This is a genomic window from Dyella humi, from assembly GCF_044904605.1.
Lineage (GTDB): Bacteria > Pseudomonadota > Gammaproteobacteria > Xanthomonadales > Rhodanobacteraceae > Dyella_B > Dyella_B humi.
Window position 1 is genome coordinate 579,043 of sequence record NZ_JADIKI010000022.1, and the last position, 16,694, is coordinate 595,736.

At 62.0% G+C, this 16,694-nt stretch carries 16 protein-coding genes; 11 read left to right on the plus strand and 5 right to left on the minus strand.

Going from position 1 to position 16,694, the window contains the following annotated elements; genetic code table 11:
• Nucleotides 1–325 precede the first annotated feature (325 nt).
• Both ISP18_RS07600 and ISP18_RS07605 read left to right on the plus strand, forming a co-directional pair.
• Nucleotides 326–1,300: a sulfotransferase family protein gene (locus tag ISP18_RS07600; protein WP_380008944.1), complete on the plus strand. Its 975-nt coding sequence runs from the start codon at nt 326–328 to the stop codon at nt 1,298–1,300.
• Nucleotides 1,301–1,420: 120 nt separating this feature from the next.
• Nucleotides 1,421–2,263: a DUF3014 domain-containing protein gene (locus ISP18_RS07605; RefSeq protein WP_380008947.1), complete on the plus strand. Its 843-nt coding sequence runs from the start codon at nt 1,421–1,423 to the stop codon at nt 2,261–2,263.
• A gap of 68 nt (nt 2,264–2,331) precedes the next feature.
• Here ISP18_RS07605 and ISP18_RS07610 read toward each other — a convergent pair whose 3' ends face one another.
• Nucleotides 2,332–3,675 carry a YXWGXW repeat-containing protein gene (locus ISP18_RS07610; protein WP_380008950.1) on the minus strand — a complete coding sequence of 448 codons (1,344 nt, stop codon included), beginning with the start codon at nt 3,673–3,675 and terminating at the stop codon, nt 2,332–2,334.
• A 253-nt stretch (nt 3,676–3,928) separates the two neighbouring features.
• Here ISP18_RS07610 and ISP18_RS07615 point away from each other — a divergent pair, with 253 nt between their 5' ends.
• On the plus strand, nt 3,929–4,429 hold the full coding sequence (locus ISP18_RS07615; RefSeq protein WP_380008953.1) for a DinB family protein: 501 nt from the start codon (nt 3,929–3,931) through the stop codon (nt 4,427–4,429).
• 6 nt (nt 4,430–4,435) lie between these two features.
• Here ISP18_RS07615 and ISP18_RS07620 read toward each other — a convergent pair whose 3' ends face one another.
• A complete protein-coding gene (locus ISP18_RS07620) occupies nt 4,436–5,236 on the minus strand; it encodes a glucose 1-dehydrogenase (RefSeq protein WP_380008956.1) in 801 nt (266 codons plus the stop codon).
• A 73-nt stretch (nt 5,237–5,309) separates the two neighbouring features.
• Between ISP18_RS07620 and thpR the strand changes: the two genes are divergently transcribed.
• Together thpR and ISP18_RS07630 are read left to right on the plus strand one after the other, a co-directional pair.
• Nucleotides 5,310–5,915, plus strand: coding sequence for an RNA 2',3'-cyclic phosphodiesterase (gene thpR / locus ISP18_RS07625; protein WP_380008959.1), 606 nt, complete (start codon nt 5,310–5,312; stop codon nt 5,913–5,915).
• A gap of 82 nt (nt 5,916–5,997) precedes the next feature.
• Nucleotides 5,998–6,783, plus strand: coding sequence for a class I SAM-dependent methyltransferase (locus tag ISP18_RS07630; RefSeq protein ID WP_380008962.1), 786 nt, complete (start codon nt 5,998–6,000; stop codon nt 6,781–6,783).
• Nucleotides 6,784–6,860: 77 nt separating this feature from the next.
• Here the strand turns inward: ISP18_RS07630 and ISP18_RS07635 are convergent, their stop codons facing one another.
• Nucleotides 6,861–7,988: a glycoside hydrolase family 18 protein gene (locus ISP18_RS07635; protein ID WP_380008965.1), complete on the minus strand. Its 1,128-nt coding sequence runs from the start codon at nt 7,986–7,988 to the stop codon at nt 6,861–6,863.
• A gap of 84 nt (nt 7,989–8,072) precedes the next feature.
• Here ISP18_RS07635 and ISP18_RS07640 point away from each other — a divergent pair, with 84 nt between their 5' ends.
• Nucleotides 8,073–8,318 (plus strand): oxidoreductase-like domain-containing protein, encoded by a 246-nt coding sequence (locus ISP18_RS07640; RefSeq protein WP_380008969.1) that lies wholly within the window; start codon nt 8,073–8,075, stop codon nt 8,316–8,318.
• Here the strand turns inward: ISP18_RS07640 and ISP18_RS07645 are convergent, their stop codons facing one another.
• Entirely contained in the window at nt 8,319–9,764 is a 1,446-nt protein-coding gene (locus ISP18_RS07645) for a S10 family peptidase (RefSeq protein ID WP_380010970.1), read from the minus strand. It abuts the gene before it with no gap.
• A gap of 240 nt (nt 9,765–10,004) precedes the next feature.
• On the opposite strand from ISP18_RS07645, the gene ISP18_RS07650 reads away from it, so the two are divergent.
• From ISP18_RS07650 to ISP18_RS07665, 4 genes are all read left to right on the plus strand, one after another.
• Nucleotides 10,005–10,526: a hypothetical protein gene (locus ISP18_RS07650; protein ID WP_380008972.1), complete on the plus strand. Its 522-nt coding sequence runs from the start codon at nt 10,005–10,007 to the stop codon at nt 10,524–10,526.
• 262 nt (nt 10,527–10,788) lie between these two features.
• Nucleotides 10,789–12,786 (plus strand): OPT family oligopeptide transporter, encoded by a 1,998-nt coding sequence (locus ISP18_RS07655; protein ID WP_380008975.1) that lies wholly within the window; start codon nt 10,789–10,791, stop codon nt 12,784–12,786.
• Between the two features lie 131 nt (nt 12,787–12,917).
• Entirely contained in the window at nt 12,918–13,988 is a 1,071-nt protein-coding gene (locus ISP18_RS07660) for a class I SAM-dependent methyltransferase (RefSeq protein WP_380008978.1), read from the plus strand.
• Nucleotides 13,985–14,695 (plus strand): pseudouridine synthase, encoded by a 711-nt coding sequence (locus ISP18_RS07665; RefSeq protein ID WP_380008981.1) that lies wholly within the window; start codon nt 13,985–13,987, stop codon nt 14,693–14,695. Before ISP18_RS07660 ends, ISP18_RS07665 begins: the two co-directional genes overlap by 4 nt.
• A gap of 17 nt (nt 14,696–14,712) precedes the next feature.
• On the opposite strand, the gene ISP18_RS07670 is transcribed toward ISP18_RS07665, so the two are convergent.
• The gene (locus ISP18_RS07670) at nt 14,713–14,862 is read right to left on the minus strand and encodes a hypothetical protein (RefSeq protein ID WP_380008984.1); all 150 of its coding nucleotides are present in this window, start codon (nt 14,860–14,862) and stop codon (nt 14,713–14,715) included.
• Between the two features lie 213 nt (nt 14,863–15,075).
• On the opposite strand from ISP18_RS07670, the gene ISP18_RS07675 reads away from it, so the two are divergent.
• Nucleotides 15,076–16,635, plus strand: a complete 1,560-nt coding sequence (locus tag ISP18_RS07675; protein WP_449757885.1) for a protein adenylyltransferase SelO — start codon at nt 15,076–15,078, stop codon at nt 16,633–16,635.
• The last annotated feature ends 59 nt before the right edge of the window (nt 16,636–16,694 follow it).

Here is a 16,694-nt window from a genome sequence, read left to right on the forward strand (position 1 = left end):
CCGGGAGGCATGCCCGTTCCGCAACGGAGATGTGACGGGCGGCCGCCGGCACGAAAGTGCCGGCGGCTTCTTTGTATAAGGCTCAAGCAGGCAGACGTGCGTTTGGTGTCGGAAGTGCTGAACGAAATCGTTTCGCCAGCACATTTCAATAACAGAACCGGCTGCGCTTAACAGTTTGCAACACAACAATTTTTTGTAGACACAACGAAGACGTCTGTGTAAGTTACGTCAACTTACGGCAACCTGACGCGTTACCTGTTTTTCATGCCGGCGTGACGCGACGCAGGTTCAGTAGTCAATAAGAAGCAGGGGGCGCCAGCTACTCATGCAACGAACGTTCGTCGTCGGCTGCCCGCGTTCGGGTACCACTATCGTGCAGGCCATGCTGGCCCGACATCCCCAAGTCTTCACGCTTCCGGAAACCGGTTTTTTCCCGCGCCTGCTCGGCGGCATCGACTATCGATTCGGCGACGAAGGCGCCACGCCGCGTCGGCGCAATCTGGCACGCCGCCTTGGCCTCACGCGCCGCTACGGTCGACGCGAATTCGTTGAACTGCAACGCTCGCTGCTTGGCGAAAGCGCAGCACCTGTGCGCGCACCATGGCTGTTGGACAGCTGCGTCACGCGCTTCATCGCTACGCTGGACGGCCTGGCCGAGCGCGCAGGTCGCGCCACGTGGATCGAGAAGACGCCGCATCATCTGCTCTATCTGCCCGAGATCCAGCATTACCTGCCGGAGGCGCGCTTCATCCACGTCGTCCGTCCCGGCATGGATGTGCTCGCATCGATCATGGATGCGTACCTGCGCTACGGCAACAACTCCTTCAGCGGCGGCTTGCTGCTGTGGGCGCGGCGCTGGAATCGCGCGATGGACATCCATCGGTCGTGCATTGGCGCGCGCAACCATTATTTCGTCTTCCTGGAAGATCTCGTTCGCCGGCCACTGGAAGAATGGCGGCGCCTGTGCAGTTTCCTCGGGCTGCCGGCGGATGTTGAACTGGATCAGACCTGCCATCAGCACATCGCCGATCCCAAGGCGGAACCGTGGAAGCAGGGCGCGCTGAGTGGCCTGCCCCAGCAGGCGGACAGCAAGGTCGAGCAATTGTTCGGCCCGCAATTGCGCGAATGGCTGCGTGAGAAATTGAGCTCTTACGAAGATCTCTATGCAGCCGGCAGCTTGGCCTACGACCGCGACGACAGCTTCACCCTGCCTGCTACGCCAAGGTGGCGTGCGGAACCGGCGATCGAGACCGGCACGCGCGTGACCGTAGCAACGGAAGGGCGCTTCCGCGTCGCCTGAGCCGCGTGGTCGACATCATGCGAAGCGTGCACATGATGTTGTGCACGCTGCCATGCAGCGAACGAATGGCCGGTATGCCTGTCACAATGCATACGACTTCACTGCGACACAGGCAGCATCGTGAACCGAAACATTCGCAAGCAGACTTCGTACGGCGGCTGGATCGCGGCCATCATCGTCGTGCTCCTCGTCGTGGCGGCAGGTGTGTATCTGGTGCAGCGGGGCATGCACCCCGCCGCGTCGCCGGCCAATCCACCGAGCACACCTGCCACATCGTCGACGCAGGCGCCAGCAAGCGCGTCGTCGACCATCCAACATCCCATCAACCAGGTCGCCTCCGGCCCGGCGCCGGCATCCACCGCGTCCTTGCCGGGCCTGTTCGACAGCGATGCAAGTGTGCGAGAAGCACTGCTGGGCATGGCTGGCGGCGATCTCACCTCGATGCTGGTGCCGAGCCAGATCATCTCCCGCGTGGTAGCGACCGTCGACGCGCTGCCGCGCCAGAGCATGGGCAGCACCAACATTCTTCCGCTACGTACGCCCAGGGGCGTGATACAGACGCAGCAAGCCAACGGCATCACCGTGATCACCGCCGCGAATGCCGAGCGCTATGCGCCTTACATGACAGTGCTCGCCAAGGTCGACCCGCATACGCTGGTTACCTGGTACAAACACAGCTATCCGCTGTTCCAGCAAGCGTATCGCGAGCTGGGTTATCCGCGCGGTTACTTCAACGATCGCCTGATCGCGGCGATCGACGACATGCTCGCCGCGCCGGATGTGCACGATCCGATCGCGGTGACGCGGGTCGGCGCGCACTATCATTTCGTCGATCCACAACTGCAGGCGCTGTCGAACGGGCAGAAGCTGATGCTGCGTATGGGGCCGGCCAATGAAGAGCAATTCAAGGCGAAGCTGCGCATGATCCGTGAGCTGCTGGCTGGTGGTCAGGTAGGGCATTGAGCATGCGTGAACTTGTCAGCAAAAAGGCCCGCGAATGCGGGCCTTTTTGTTAGTTCATGCATCATCGATCAGCCGTGATGCGTATCGCGGCCACCACCGCCACCACCGCGCGGTGCTCCACCGCCGGCAGGATGTGGAGCGGGTGCGGGATGGTAGGCGTGATACTGCGGTGCAGGCGCGTGGTACTGGGGTTGCGGACGATACGCCGGTGCCGGCGCCGGATGATAGGCCGGTGCAGGGCGATAAGCCGTCGAAGGCGCGCGATAGGCGTTCGTCGGACGAGCATTCATCGGCTGCATAGCGTGATTGGTGGGAGCAACACCTGTGGCGCCGCCCGGGCGATAGAGATTGCTGTAGCTGGCACTTGGATGCGCCATGTTCGGCGCTGCCGGCGCATTCGCGTGCGGTGCAAAGTTCGCCGAACGCATGGCGGTGCCGTTGTTCGGCTGCAATGTTTGCGGCGCATGCGTCATCGTGGCGTTCATGGGTCGCATGTTGGCTGTGGCCGGCGTATTTGCATGCGGCGCGAAGTTCGCCGAACGCAGCGCCGTGCCGTTGTTCGGTTGCACAGACTGCGGCGCATGCACCACGTTGTTGTTCATGCGCTGTACGTTGGCTGCGGCAGGCGTGAATTGGCCACCGCCATGCGCCGGCACTGCACCTGCGCCGGTGAAGGCACCCGGGCGCTGCGTCGCGGCGACCGAAGGAGCGCCGTGATTGGACGACAGCCGCATCGCAGGGTCGTGACTGGCCAGGTTCATTTGCTGCTGCTGCGCGGCGATCGGCCCCATGCGCGCCTGGCGAGCAAAGGCCGTTTCTTGCGGCGTTGCGTGCGCGGCTAGGCCGCCACGGCCGCCGTTGTAGCTTACGCGATTGACCGTAACGTTGTTGATGACGGTCTTGTTGTACACGTTGGTGATGTGCACGTTGCTGATGTTGTTGACCGACCGGTTGTAATAGAAGCCGCCCCGATCCCAGCGGCCGCCTTCGTAACCTCGGCCGGTGTAGCCCCAACCGTAGTTGATGCCGCCATAGAAGCCCACGTGATCACCCCAGTAACCGTGGTGGAAAACGTAGAACGCACCATCCCAGCCCCAGTAGCCCGGCGTCCACAACGCACCATAGAACGGTGCGAGTATCCAGGTGCCAGGCACCCAGTAATATTCATCGCCATCCCATGCCCAGTATCCCGGTGTCCAGATATAGCCCGGACCTGGAATCATCGGCTGCTCATAGACCGGCAGCGGCGGCGGAGGGACGCCGACCGAAACGCCGACGCCGATGAACACGCCCGCATCCGCTTTTTGCGGAAGCGCGGCCAACGCGGCAAGCGCACCGAGCACGCCCGCCAGCGCGCGCACGAGCAAGCTGCGCCTTGTCGAAACGTGTTGCGTAAGAGTGATAGCTTTCATGGCGTGTCCTCCTGGGTCTGCACCGTACTAGAGAAAACGCGGGAAAGCCTGCGACGTTGCCATCACGTTGCGTGATAAGTTCGCGACGGTTCAGCGGCCGAGCCGCTCAGTTTGCCGCGTGCAAGCGGCAACGCGTTGTACTGCATGGATTTGAAGCTTTCCAAATAGCAGGTAAACAGCAAAAGCTTAGCGTTTGCTTAGAAATTTGATGTGTTGGTTTTTCGCAAGATTTTCGACAAAAAAAGGACATCGCATGTCGCAGCTTCTCCATCTTCAGATGCTCACCCGCTACCGCGCATGGGCGGATCGTTTGCTTTATCAATCGTTGACCGCCGTGCCCGAATCGGGATTGACCGCCGCACAGCCGATCATTTTCGGCAGTCTGCTGCGCACGCTCCATCACGTGTATTGCATGGACCAGGTGTGGAAGGCGCACCTGGAAGGCGTGCCGCACGGCTTTACCTCGCGCAATCCGGAAGAATGTCCTGCCTTCGACGCATTACGCCCGGCACAGGCGGACATCAACGACTGGTACGTGCGCTATGCCGAAACACTCGACGAGCGCGCCTGCGATGAAACGGTGCGCTTCACGTTTATCGGTGGCGGCGAAGGGACGATGCGGCGCGGCGAGATACTGCTGCATGTCGTCAATCATGGGACGTATCACCGCGGACATGTGGCGATGATGATGTACAGCCTGTCCGTGCCGCCGCCGACTAGTGATCTGCCGGTGTATCTGCGCGAAGTGGGCTAAGCACGATTACACGTATTGCATCTTGATCGTCATACCGCCATCGACCACGAAGCGCTGGCCGGTAACGAAGCGCGATGCGTCGCTTAGCAAATAGACGGCCAGCGCGCCGATGTCTTCGGGCATACCCACGCGTCCCGCAGGATGCTGCGCATGATCCTTTCGGCTCAGCTTGGGATGATGCCGCTCCTGCGGTTTCTTCCATTCATCCGTCGCGATCCAGCCGGGCAGGATGGCATTCACGCGCACCGCTGGCCCCGCGCTCACGGCCATCGCGTGCGTGAGCGCGACGAGGCCACCCTTGGTTGCGGCGTAGGCTTCAGTATCCGGTTCGGACTGTAAGGCGCGGGTGGATGCGATGTGGATGATCGCGCCGCCTGCGGTGGTGAGCGACGGCAGGGCATGTTTGCTGCACAGAAACGCGCCGGTGAGATTGGTGGCTACGTAGCGATTCCAGGTTTCCAACGGCAGCTTGTGTAAGGGACCTTGATGCGGATCGGCGATGCCGGCGTTGTTCACTAGCCCGTGAATGGCGCCGAAGTGATCAAGCGCCGCCTTGATCCAGCGACGCACGTCGGCTTCACGCGAAACATCGAGTCGGCGGAATAGCGCGCGATCGCCCACTTGCCATTCCTGCAGGCAAGCTTGTCCGGCTTCTTCATCCAAATCCCCGATGAACACGCTGCCGCCGGCGCCAAGCACGGCTTGAGCAATGCCGCGGCCGACGCCTTGCGCACCGCCGGTGATCAGCACGACGCGGTCGCGCAGTGGTTGAGGATCGTAGGCGGTGATGGCAGGTGCCTTGGACATGGTAAATCCCGTTGTCAGCAGAAAAAGCGAGCGTAGCGCACGTGCGCGTGATGAATGAGCTACGCTTTTACGCATGAGTGCGACCGAATCCCCCGCGGCGCAGATCGAACTCTTCGGTCCAGCCGTGCATACCGAAACCCACCGCTTGTTCTTCGCCTTGATGCCAGATGCGGCCACGCGTCACGACATCAATCATGCTGCCGCGCTTGTGCAGCAACAGCATCCGGGCTTGCGTGCGCGCTGGGTGAAGCCGGAACGCTTTCACGCCACCTTGAACTTTCTGGGCGATTTTCCGACCGTTCCGGATCAGGTGGTGCAGAAGGCGATGGCAGCAGCCGATCACCTGCGCGCCGAGCCGTTTTCCTGGACGCTGGATTACGCCGCCAGTTTCCGCGGCCGCGAGCCGCCCTGCGTGCTGCGCGGTTCGCATGTGCCCGAGCCGCTGCTGGCGCTCTGGCGCGATCTGCATGCAGCGCTCACCCATGCCGGCTTGCATCTGAGAGCCGAACGCCAGTTCACGCCGCACGTCACCCTGGCGTACGGCCGGCATGAACTGCCCGGGACGACGCCGGTGACGCCGATCGTTTGGCAGATCGACCGGTTCGTGCTGGTCCACAACGTAGTGGGCAGGGGCAATTACCAGATCTTGGGAAGCTGGAAGCTGGCCGGTACGCCGTAAGGAAAATGGGCCACAAGTCAGGTAGGCGGCGTCTGGCCGGGGGAGCACAATCCGCAGGCTCCCAACCCGTCAGGAGGTCGTCATGCGTTCGATATCCGTCGTACTGCTTGCGGCATTGGCCATGCCAGGGGCGACCCTGGTGGCGCAAACGCCGCAGGACAATCACATGCATGCCTTGCAGTACGTGCCGCCGTATGTGCGCGCGGCGGTCGCCGATCCGGCGCGTGGGCAGGACGCCAGCAACGACGCGCGCCGCAAGGTCACCGAGGTGATGGTTTTCAGTAATGTGAAGCCCGGCGAGAAAGTGTTGGAGCTGATTCCAGGCTCCGGTTATTTCACGCGTGTATTCAGCGACATCGTCGGCGCGAAGGGCCATGTTTACGCGCTGTGGCCGGACGAATACGTAAAGGAAGATACCGATGAGGTTGCTGCGTTCGAGAAGTTGGCGGCCGATTCGCATTATTCGAACGTGTCGGTGCTCAAACAGCCCGCGGCGCAGCTGAGTGTGTCCGAGCCGGTGGATATCGTGTTCACCTCGCAGAACTATCACGATTATCCGGACAAGTTCATGGGCAAGGTCGATCCGGTGGCGTTCGACAAGCAGGTGTTCGCCGCGTTGAAGCCGGGTGGCCTGTTCATCGTGATCGATCACGTCGCGCCGGAAGGATCGGGCATGGCCGATACCGATACCTTGCATCGCATCGATCCGGCCATCGTGAAGAAGCAGGTGGAATCGGCGGGCTTCGTGTTCGCTGGCGAAAGCAATGTGTTGCGCAATCCGAACGATCCGCACACGAACAAGGTGTTCGACAAGTCGATACGCGGGCATACGGATCAGTTCATGTATCGGTTCCGTAAGCCGGAGTGATGCCGATCGAGCGTATAACCCACATGGCCGTCATTCCCAGTTTCGCGGGAATGACGGCCATGTGGGTTACGAACGCGTCAGTCGTGCAATCCTTTCCACATTGCATCCAGCAATTCATCCGTGGGATCGGCCGTCTGCTCCCAGTACATGATGCCGCCCAGATGCTCGGTTTTGATGTAAGCCATTTTTGCAGCGATCGACTGCGGATCGTCGTAGGTGATGAAGCGGTGCGTCTTCGCGTTCCATAGCCATGGCGCCTGCGCAACCGCGTCCCAGTGGCGCACGTAACCTTGCTTGTTGATGTAATCGGATTTCAGCTTCGGCCAGTTGATGCCGTCCTGATAATGGCCGTAGGTCTGGTACAGGCCGTCGTGATCGGGTTTCACATCCGCGAATTCACGGCCGTACAGCGCCGCGCCGATCACCAGCTTGCCCGGCGACACACCCGCGGCGAGGAACTGCTGCACGGCGCGGTCGGTGGTGCGACCGTCGCCTTTGATTAGGGGCGAAACATGCAGGCCGGTGTGATGGCCGGTGGTGGGTGTATTCGCGTTGACGAAGTCGTAGGTCATCAAGTTGAACCAATCCAGCAAGGGATTGATCGCCGGAATGTCGACGCCGCTAACGAACGGGCCATCAGCAATCGCCACGCTTAGCGTGTAATGCTTGCCGTCCTTGGTGCCAACGCGATCGAGGCTGGTGCGGATCGCCTTCAGCAGCAGGGTAAAGTTGGTCTTGTCCTCCGGGCTGGAACGGATGCCCGACTCATGATGGCCGGGATACTCCCAATCCACATCGAGGCCATCCGCATGCTGTGCGGAAAGCATCTGCGCTGCGCTGTCGGCGAACAGCTGTCGCCCGGCTGCGGTGCTTGCTGCTTCAGAAAAACCACCCGCGCTCCAGCCACCCACCGAAACGGCCACCTTGAGCCTGGGATTCTCCGACTTCAGCGCAAGCAACGTCTGCAACCCCTTGGCGCCGTTGTCGTCGAGCATCACGCGGCCGTCCTTCAGGTGCGCAAATGCAAAGATCAACGTGTCGATCTTGCCGACATCCTTCGTCTGCGCCGGATCCCAGCCGGTGGCGTAGCCGACGATGTCGTAGGACGGGGTGGCATCGGCTGCGATAGCCGTGCCGCTCACCGCGAGCAGTGCGAGAAGTCCAGCGAGCCAGCGGCCAGGATAGCTAAGAAAAATGTGGCGCATCACTGCACTCCTTGATGAATCGAATGACGATCGCTGCTGTGCTTCGCGGCACGGACGACCTTGACGGGAAGACGGTTGCCCAGCATGTTGAACGCGTCCGATCTGTATTTGCGTATGAACGACACGCCAACCTCCAACGATAACGAATTAAGCAACGATCCGCCGCCGCGTCCGCCAGTCGAACCCGATCCCGGCGATTGCTGCGGCAACGGCTGCGATCCGTGCATCTTCGATCTGTACGAGGAAGCGCGGCAGCACTATCGCGAAGCGCTGGCGGCGTGGCGCGAACGTCATCCGGGCGTGGACCCGGCGTCGGTCGCGCCTCCCTGATCAGCGTGCGCCATACATCGCCTTGACGTCCTGCACGAATGCCGCCTGGCTGGTCGGCCGGGTGTAGAACATGTGGCCGCCGGGATATTCCTTCACCTGCACGCGTGTGGGATCGCCCATAGCCGGCATCTGGTCGACGATCAAAATCGAAGCCATGAATGGGCAGGATAGATCGTCCCAGCCATGCGCAATCAGCACGTGCAGATTGGGATCGTTGGCCACCGCCTCGCGTAGCTGGCTCACCGAGCCCTTGTTGGCGTCGTCGTCCTCGTGCCATGCGTTGTTCACGTCATAGCTCAGCGCGTTGTAGCGGCCGTCGTACTTCCAGCCCACGGTCTGCGTGACGAAGTTGACCATCGCAGTGGTGGTCGGGGCGATGATGCCGTTGAGAATCGGATCGCCGCCGACCTGATGCGGCGCATACGGGAAGGGATCCCATGCGGTGACGTTGGAATCGTAACGGCTGCCGAGCTTGCCCTCGGCGCGGTATACCTCGCGCAAATACGCCTGCGTTTCCAGACGTCCGCCGGAGCGCTGCACGAATACCGGATCGAGGCCGGTGAGCTCGGTTACTTTGCGAATCATGGCTTCAGTGCCGGCGGGATCGGTGCGGCCTTTCATCAAGGTCGTTGCGTAGTCGCCGCGCGTGTAGTCGATGATCGGCGCCATCGTTTCCGGCGACAGCTTGTGCTCGCGCTCCAGATGCGCGGCGGCAATGGAGGGCAGGGTGAGCATCCACGGCAGCGGCGAAACATTTTCATTGTCGGAAGCGGACGCATCGAGATACGGCGACAGCAGCACCACGCCGTTCATCGCCACGCCCAGTTGGGTTTGCAGGTATTCGGTGATGCGTGGGCCGCGGAAACCGCCGTAGCTTTCACCCACCAGGTATTTGCGCGATGCGATGCGACCGTGCTTGACCAGCCAATCGTAGATGGTGCGCGAGAGATACTTGATGTCGTTGTCGGTGCTGTAGAACAGCTTGGTGGCCTTGTCCTCCGGCACCATCGCGCGGCTGTAGCCGGTGCCGATCGGATCGATGAAGACCAGGTCGGTGAAGCCGAGCCAGGTGCCCTGGTTGTCATGCAGCGCGGCCGGGTCGGACGGGTTGGCGCCATCCACGCCGAAGTTCACCCGCTTCGGGCCGATGGCGCCGAAGTTGAGGTACACCGAGGAAGCACCCGGCCCGCCGTTGAGCGCGAACGTCACCGGGCGATCCTTGCCGGGTACGGTGTAGGCCGTGTACACCACCTGGCCGGTGATGTCGCCTTTCTCGTCGCGCACCGGCAGCGTGCCGACGGTGACGGTGTAGCTCAGTGTGCGCCCGTCGACCTTGATGGATTGGCTGACGTGCGCATCGGCTGGCAGTGGCGGCAAGTGGAAGCCGTCGGCGCTGGCGCCATCCTGCGCGGAGGGGGTCTTGGCGTCGCCGTCGGCATGGGCCATCGGCGTTGTGATGACGAACAGGGTGGCGAGCAGGGCGGATGGCAGGGTCTTGCGCACGGCGAATCCTTTAGAACAACGAAATCGCCCAAGCCTAACCAAGCGTGCGCCCGCGGCATTGTGCCCAAAGGCATGGTTGATGTTGCACGCATTTCTTCTCCGTGAGACGCCGTTGTCATAAAAGCGTTGAAACACGTTGCTGCGGTGCATTAAATTCAACACCTCGGGATAAGGGGTCATGACATGAAACGCTTTCTAGTGATCGGCGCCACGGCGCTGCTAAGTGCGTGCGGCGGTCAGAAAACACACGCACCGGCGCCGCTCGGCGACTTGGTGAAACCAGGCACCGCGCCGTGGCTCACGGTAACGGGCGGTACGGACAAGCTCGATGTGCGCGGTCTCGACCACAAGCTCACGCTGGAGCCGTCACCGGATCTGGCCGCCGCAGTGCAATCGCAGCTCGGCTTGCAGTTGGCCTCGAGTTACGTGCAAGACCTGGTGGTCACCTGCAGCGCGCTTACCACCAGCTTGCGTGTCGATGAGGACAAGTCACCGGGTAACGTCGCGATGGATTTAGGCCTGCAATGCCAGATCTGGGCGCACGGCTTCGACGCCAAGCATGACTACAAGTCGCAGGTATCCGCGTCCGTAGCCGGCGGCGTGGGTGATCAGGCTTATGCGCAGGCCTTGCCGAAGCTACTGGCTGATGGGACGGGCGATATCGCCAATCAGATGCGTGCGGATATTCGCAAGGTTGCGCGTTGATCGGCTGATTCGTTCGGCGGAAATTGCCGCACACCACAAGACAGAATCGAACAAGCCCCTCGCCCTCCGGGAGGGGTTGGGGTGAGGGTACGATCAGCGCGCGGTGGTAAACACTTGCGCGAGACGTCGACATCGCGCTTCGCCTGAGCCCTTACCCCCGGCCCCTCTCCCGGCGGGAGAGGAGAGCCATGCTGTGCAACGCGGCAACAACAATCCGGCGATCCACGCTATCTTGTTAGCTGGATAGTTTGGGGAGACGCCCGTGAACGCAGTACCTGGACCCGGCGCAGCACGCGCCGAACTCACTTTACGCGGCCTGATCATAGGCGTCGTGATCACGCTGGTGTTCACGGCAGCCAACGTGTTCTTCGGCCTGAAGGCCGGCCTGACCTTCGCCACGTCGATTCCGGCGGCGGTGATCTCGATGGCCATCCTGCGCGCGATGAAGAACGCGACGATCCAGGAGAACAACATCGTGCAGACGGTCGCCTCGGCGGCCGGCACGCTTTCCTCGATCATCTTCGTGCTGCCGGGCCTGATCATCGTCGGGTGGTGGACTGGGTTTCCGTTCTGGATATCGTTCGGCATTTGCGCCGCGGGCGGCATTCTCGGCGTGATGTACACCATCCCGCTGCGTCGCGCGCTGGTCACCGATTCCGACCTGCCGTATCCGGAAGGCGTGGCCTGCGCCGAGGTGCTGAAGGTAGGTTCGGGCGAGGAGGTGAAGGCTTCCGATTCGGCCTCGGTGGAAGGTGGCAGCAGCGGGCTGATGGCGGTGGTTGTCGGTTCGGTGGTGTCGGCGGTGTTCTACATTGTCGTGCAGACCAAGCTTTTCGCGAGCGACCTTGCGCAGTACTTCCGCATTGGCGACCGCGGCGCGGCCAGCGGCTACGACTTCTCGCTGTCGTTCGCGCTGTTCGCGGTGGGGCACCTGGTTGGCTTGTGGGTTGGTTTGGCCATGCTGCTCGGCGCGATCATCGGCTGGGGTTGGGCGGTGCCGCATTTCAGCCTGCTGCATCCGGCTACTGGCGATGTGGCGGACGTGGCACAGGGCGTGTGGAGCCACTACGTGCGCTTCGTCGGCGCGGGCGCCATCGGCGTGGCGGCGATCTGGACGCTGGCCAAGCTGGTGAAGCCGGTAGTGAGCGGTCTCTCATCGGCCATGGCCGCCTCGCGCGTGCGCAAGGCCGGCAAGGGCGACACGCTGCCGCGTACCGAGCAGGACATGCCGATCGGCATCGTCGGCCTGATCGTGCTGATCTGCATGCTGCCGATCGCGTATCTGTTGGGTCACTTCAGCGTAGTCAGTGGCCTGGCCTCGCACACGGCGCTGTTGGTGGTCGGTGGCGTGGTGTTCGTGTTGATTCTCAGCTTCCTGGTGTCGACGGTGTGCGGCTATATGGCGGGCCTGATCGGTTCGTCCAACAGCCCGTTGTCGGGCATCGGCATTCTGGTGGTGATCATCGCCGCGCTGCTGTTGGTGGCGGGCATCAAGTCCGATCTGCCGGCCGATTCGGGCAAGGCGTTGGTGGCTTTTGCGCTGTTCATCACTTCGGTGGTGTTTGCCGTGGCGGCGATCGCCAACAACAACCTGCAGGATCTGAAGACCGGTCAGCTGGTGGATGCCACGCCGTGGCGCCAGCAGGTTGCGCTGGTGATCGGCGTGATCGCCGGCGCCATCGTGATTCCGCCGGTGTTGGATCTGCTCAATAAGGCGTATGGCTTCCTCGGCGCACCGGGCGTGAATCCCGCGCACGCGTTGCCGGCACCGCAGGCAGGCCTGATCTCGGCGCTGGCACAGGGCGTGATTCAGAACAACATTGACTGGAGCCTGATCGGCATCGGTGCGCTGGTCGGTGCGGGCATCATCGCGCTGGACGCCATCCTCGCGGCGACCACCAAATCCGTACGCCTGCCACCGCTGGCGGTGGGCCTTGGCATCTACCTGCCGACATCGACCACGCTGATGATCGTGGCCGGCGCCATCGTCGGCTGGTATTTCGACAAGCGCGCCGATCGCACGCCGAAGGCGGAAGCCACCAAGCAGCTCGGCGTGCTGCTCGCTTCGGGCTTGATCGTGGGCGAAAGCATCATCGGCGTGGTGGTGGCTGCCATCGTGGTGTTCTCCGGCAAGCCGGCACCGCTAGCGCTGGTGGGCGATAGCTTCGATAACGCTTCAGTGTGGATCGGCAGTATTGCCTTCGTGGCCGTGACGTTTGCGATGTATCGGTGGATTGCGCGGCTCGGACGCAGTAGCTGACGCTCGATCTGAGCGCTCCCTCTCCCCTCAGGGGAGAGGGCTGGAATGACGGCCGGGTAAGTGGACGATTCCTGGGTAGATGCCGGCGCCACGCGTAAAATAAGCACTCACCTTCCACCGGATGCATCTGTTTGACGACCGCCGGCTTCCACGCATCCACACCCGAAGCGGTACTGGACGCGCTTTTCCTGCCTTTCACGGACGGCCCGCTGCACCTTCCTGCTGACGGCAGCGTGTTGTTCCTGCGTGCGCGCGATAGCTATCGCTTGCGTGAAGTCGCGCAGCGAGGCTGGTTGTGCGAGCAGACGTTCAAGCCGTTTGCCGAGGCGTTGACGCGTAGCGGCTTCAAGGTCGGCGAACCTGCGGACGATGCGCGCTTCAAGCTGGTGCTGCTCCTGCCGCCGCGACAGCGCGATGAAGCGCGTGCATGGTTTGCCAAGGCGATGCGTCATGTCGAACCCGGCGGCGTGGTGGCGGCATGCGTGCCGAACGCGGAAGGCGCGAAATCCACGCAGGCTGATCTCGCTGCGCTGCTTGGTTCCGTGAGCCACCTTTCCAAACACAAATGCCGCGTGTTCTGGAGTGTGTTCGATGCGTCTTCCTGCGATCAGGCGTTGCTTGAGTCGTGGCTTGCGCTCGACCACCCGCAGACGAATGCAGCCGGTTACATGAGCCGCCCAGGTTTATTCGCATGGGATCGCATCGATACCGCGTCGGCACTGCTCGCCGCGCATTTGCCAGATGACCTGCACGGGCGCGTCGCCGATTTCGGCGCGGGCTACGGTTATCTCGCCACGCAGATCGTTGCGCGCTATCCGCAGATCATCGCGCTCGATCTTTACGAAGCAGAGGCGCGTGCTTTGGAGCCGGCGCGGCTGAATGTGGAGCAGGCGATGCGCGAACACGGACGAAAGCTGTCCGTCGGTTTCCACTGGCACGACATCACCATGGGCGTAGAGCGCGGTTACGATGCGGTGATCAGCAATCCACCGTTCCATCAGGGCAGGGCGGATCTGCCCGAGCTTGGCCGTGCGTTCATTACGCAAGCGGCGCGTGCATTGGTTCCACAGGGACGCTTGTGGCTGGTGGCCAATCGCCATCTGCCGTACGAAGCCACGTTGGCCGCGCATTTCGAACAGGTACGCACGGTGGCGATGGAGGATGGTTTCAAAGTGATCGAAGCAAGAGGTGTACGCGGATGAGGTTGGTCAGGCTGATCGCGAATCTGGGTTATGGCAGTCGCAAGGACGTTGCATGGATGTTCCGTGAAGGGCGCATCACCGATGCCGACGGTGAAGTGCTGTACGCGGATGACAAGGTTGATCATATGCAGATCCGCGTCGATGGCGAACCGCTCGATCCGCCGGCCGGCATCGTGCTGATGATGTACAAGCCGTTGGGCGTGACTTGTTCGCGCAAGGATCCTGGCCGTGTGGTGTACGACTTGCTGCCGCCGCGCTATCGTGTGCGCGATCCTGCACTGTCTACGGTGGGCCGGTTGGATCGCGATACATCAGGTCTGCTGCTGTTCACCGACGACGGCACGCTGTTGCATCGGATCATCTCGCCGCGCGCGAACATCACCAAGGTATACGAAGCTACATTGGCGCAGGATCTTTCCGGTGACGAAGAAGCGCTGTTCGCCAGCGGCACGCTGATGCTGGAATCGGAAACGACACCGCTGTTGCCCGCAAAGCTGGACGTGCTCGCGCCGCGCCACACGCGGTTGTCCATCACCGAAGGGCGCTATCACCAGGTGCGCAGAATGTTCGCCGCTACCGGCAATCACGTCGAAACGTTGCAGCGCACGGCGGTCGGTGGACTGCAGTTGGAAGGCATGCAGCCGGGCGAATGGCATCAGCTTGATGCGAACGAGATTGCGCGAATCTTTGAGCCGGCAGATGTGTGAGCTGCCGGCGTTCGAGATCAGGATTCGATATGCGTCTGGCGGAAACGTGCCAACTCGTCTTCGCGGCGGGAGCGAGCGCTGGACGTCCAGGACACCAGCTTGAACTCCGTAAGAGTGTCGTTTACCGCTTGTTGTTGAACGTCCTGCTTGGTACTAACTGTAAGCATCCCTGCTACCAGCTGCATTCCGCGCATGATGGCGGAACGAGCGAGAAGCATGTGCATAATTTGTCTACTCCATCGACTACCCCTGCGTAGCCGCAAGCAAACTGTATCAAGCTTTAACCGTGAATGTATAGGTCGCGTGAAGGACATTCTCTCCCTCACATTTTTGCTGCCTTGCACCAACTCAGGGCCGCCCGAATATGATGTTCCATGACTCTGACGACTCTTCATTTCGATAACGCTTTTATCCGCGAGCTGCCGGGCGATCCGGATCACGGCAGCGGCCCCCGGCAAGTGGCCGGCGCCCTGTATTCGCGGGTGGATCCCGGCCCGGTCGCGGCGCCGCGCACGGTAGCCTGGTCGCGCGAGATGGCGGCAGAGCTGGGTCTGAATGACGCCGACATCGCCAGCCCGTTCTTTGCGCAGGTATTTGGCGGCAACGGCGTGCTGGAGGGTATGCAGCCGTGGGCGTCCAACTACGGCGGACATCAGTTCGGCGTGTGGGCCGGGCAGCTCGGCGACGGGCGCGCCATTTCGCTGGGCGAAGTGGTGACTTCGCAGGGCAAGCGGCTGGAATTACAGCTCAAGGGCGCGGGCGTCACGCCCTATTCGCGAGGAGCAGACGGACGAGCGGTGCTGCGTTCGTCGGTCCGTGAATTCCTCTGCAGCGAAGCGATGCATCACCTCGGCGTGCCCACCACGCGCGCCTTGAGCTTGGTCGTTACCGGCGAAGCGGTGGAACGTGACATGTTCTACGACGGCCATCCGCAGGACGAACCCGGTGCGATCGTTTGTCGTGTGGCACCGTCGTTCATCCGCTTCGGTCATTTCGAACTGCCGGCTTCGCGCGGCGACATCGACTTGCTGCGCCGGCTGGTGGATTTCACGCTTCGCCGCGATTTTCCGCATCTGAACGGCAGCGATGAAAACCGCTATGCCGACTGGTTCGCCGAAATCTGCGCGCGCACGGCAACGATGATCGCGCACTGGATGCGCGTGGGTTTTGTGCACGGCGTGATGAATACCGACAACATGTCGATACTCGGGCTCACCATCGACTACGGCCCATATGGCTGGGTGGACGATTTCGATCCCGACTGGACGCCCAACACCACCGATGCAGTGGGCCGCCGTTATCGTTTCGGCCAGCAGCCGAATGTGGCGTGGTGGAATCTCAGCCGGCTTGCAGCGGCGATTGCACCGCTGTTCGACGACATCGCGCCGTTACAAGCGGGTCTCGATCGCTACGTGGCCGAATTCACCTTGCAGACGCGCCGCGACATTGCCGCCAAGCTCGGCCTTTCCGAATGTCGCGATGACGACGTCACGCGCATAGAAACGCTGCAGCAACTGATGCATCAGGCGGAAGTGGACATGACGTTGTTCTTCCGCGCGCTCAGTCGCGTCGATCCGCACGCGCCGCAACTGGAACCGTTGCGCCACGCGTTCTATGACGAAGCGAAGTACACAGCCGCGGAGGCGGATTTTCTGCGCTGGCTGGACGCTTACGCCGCACGCGTGCGCGAGGATGCATGGGCGCCTGCACAGCGATTGCAGTGCATGCACGCAGCCAATCCTTGCTATGTGCTGCGCAATTACCTGGCGCAGGAAGCCATCGATCGTGCGACACAGGGCGATTACGAAGGCATCCACACCTTGCTCGACGTACTGCATCGCCCGTACGAAGAGCAGCCCGGGCGCGAGCATTTCGCGCAGAAGCGGCCGGAATGGGCGAAGCACCGCGCGGGCTGTTCGATGCTTTCGTGTAGTTCGTAATTGCGGGCATTGAGCCCCTCTCCCGAAGGGAGAGGGGGTATCAGGGGCAGGGATGACTA

Excerpts from the sequence above, each read along its gene's own strand:
- ISP18_RS07600 (WP_380008944.1), top strand. The coding sequence starts at position 326 with ATGCAACGAACGTTCGTCGTCGGCTGCCCGCGTTCGGGTACCACTATC.
- ISP18_RS07610 (WP_380008950.1), bottom strand. The coding sequence starts at position 3,675 with ATGAAAGCTATCACTCTTACGCAACACGTTTCGACAAGGCGCAGCTTG.
- ISP18_RS07615 (WP_380008953.1), top strand. The coding sequence starts at position 3,929 with ATGTCGCAGCTTCTCCATCTTCAGATGCTCACCCGCTACCGCGCATGG.
- ISP18_RS07620 (WP_380008956.1), bottom strand. The coding sequence starts at position 5,236 with ATGTCCAAGGCACCTGCCATCACCGCCTACGATCCTCAACCACTGCGC.
- thpR (WP_380008959.1), top strand. The coding sequence starts at position 5,310 with ATGAGTGCGACCGAATCCCCCGCGGCGCAGATCGAACTCTTCGGTCCA.
- ISP18_RS07630 (WP_380008962.1), top strand. The coding sequence starts at position 5,998 with ATGCGTTCGATATCCGTCGTACTGCTTGCGGCATTGGCCATGCCAGGG.
- ISP18_RS07635 (WP_380008965.1), bottom strand. The coding sequence starts at position 7,988 with ATGCGCCACATTTTTCTTAGCTATCCTGGCCGCTGGCTCGCTGGACTT.
- ISP18_RS07640 (WP_380008969.1), top strand. The coding sequence starts at position 8,073 with ATGTTGAACGCGTCCGATCTGTATTTGCGTATGAACGACACGCCAACC.
- ISP18_RS07645 (WP_380010970.1), bottom strand. The coding sequence starts at position 9,764 with ATGGCCCATGCCGACGGCGACGCCAAGACCCCCTCCGCGCAGGATGGC.
- ISP18_RS07650 (WP_380008972.1), top strand. The coding sequence starts at position 10,005 with ATGAAACGCTTTCTAGTGATCGGCGCCACGGCGCTGCTAAGTGCGTGC.
- ISP18_RS07665 (WP_380008981.1), top strand. The coding sequence starts at position 13,985 with ATGAGGTTGGTCAGGCTGATCGCGAATCTGGGTTATGGCAGTCGCAAG.
- ISP18_RS07670 (WP_380008984.1), bottom strand. The coding sequence starts at position 14,862 with ATGCTTACAGTTAGTACCAAGCAGGACGTTCAACAACAAGCGGTAAAC.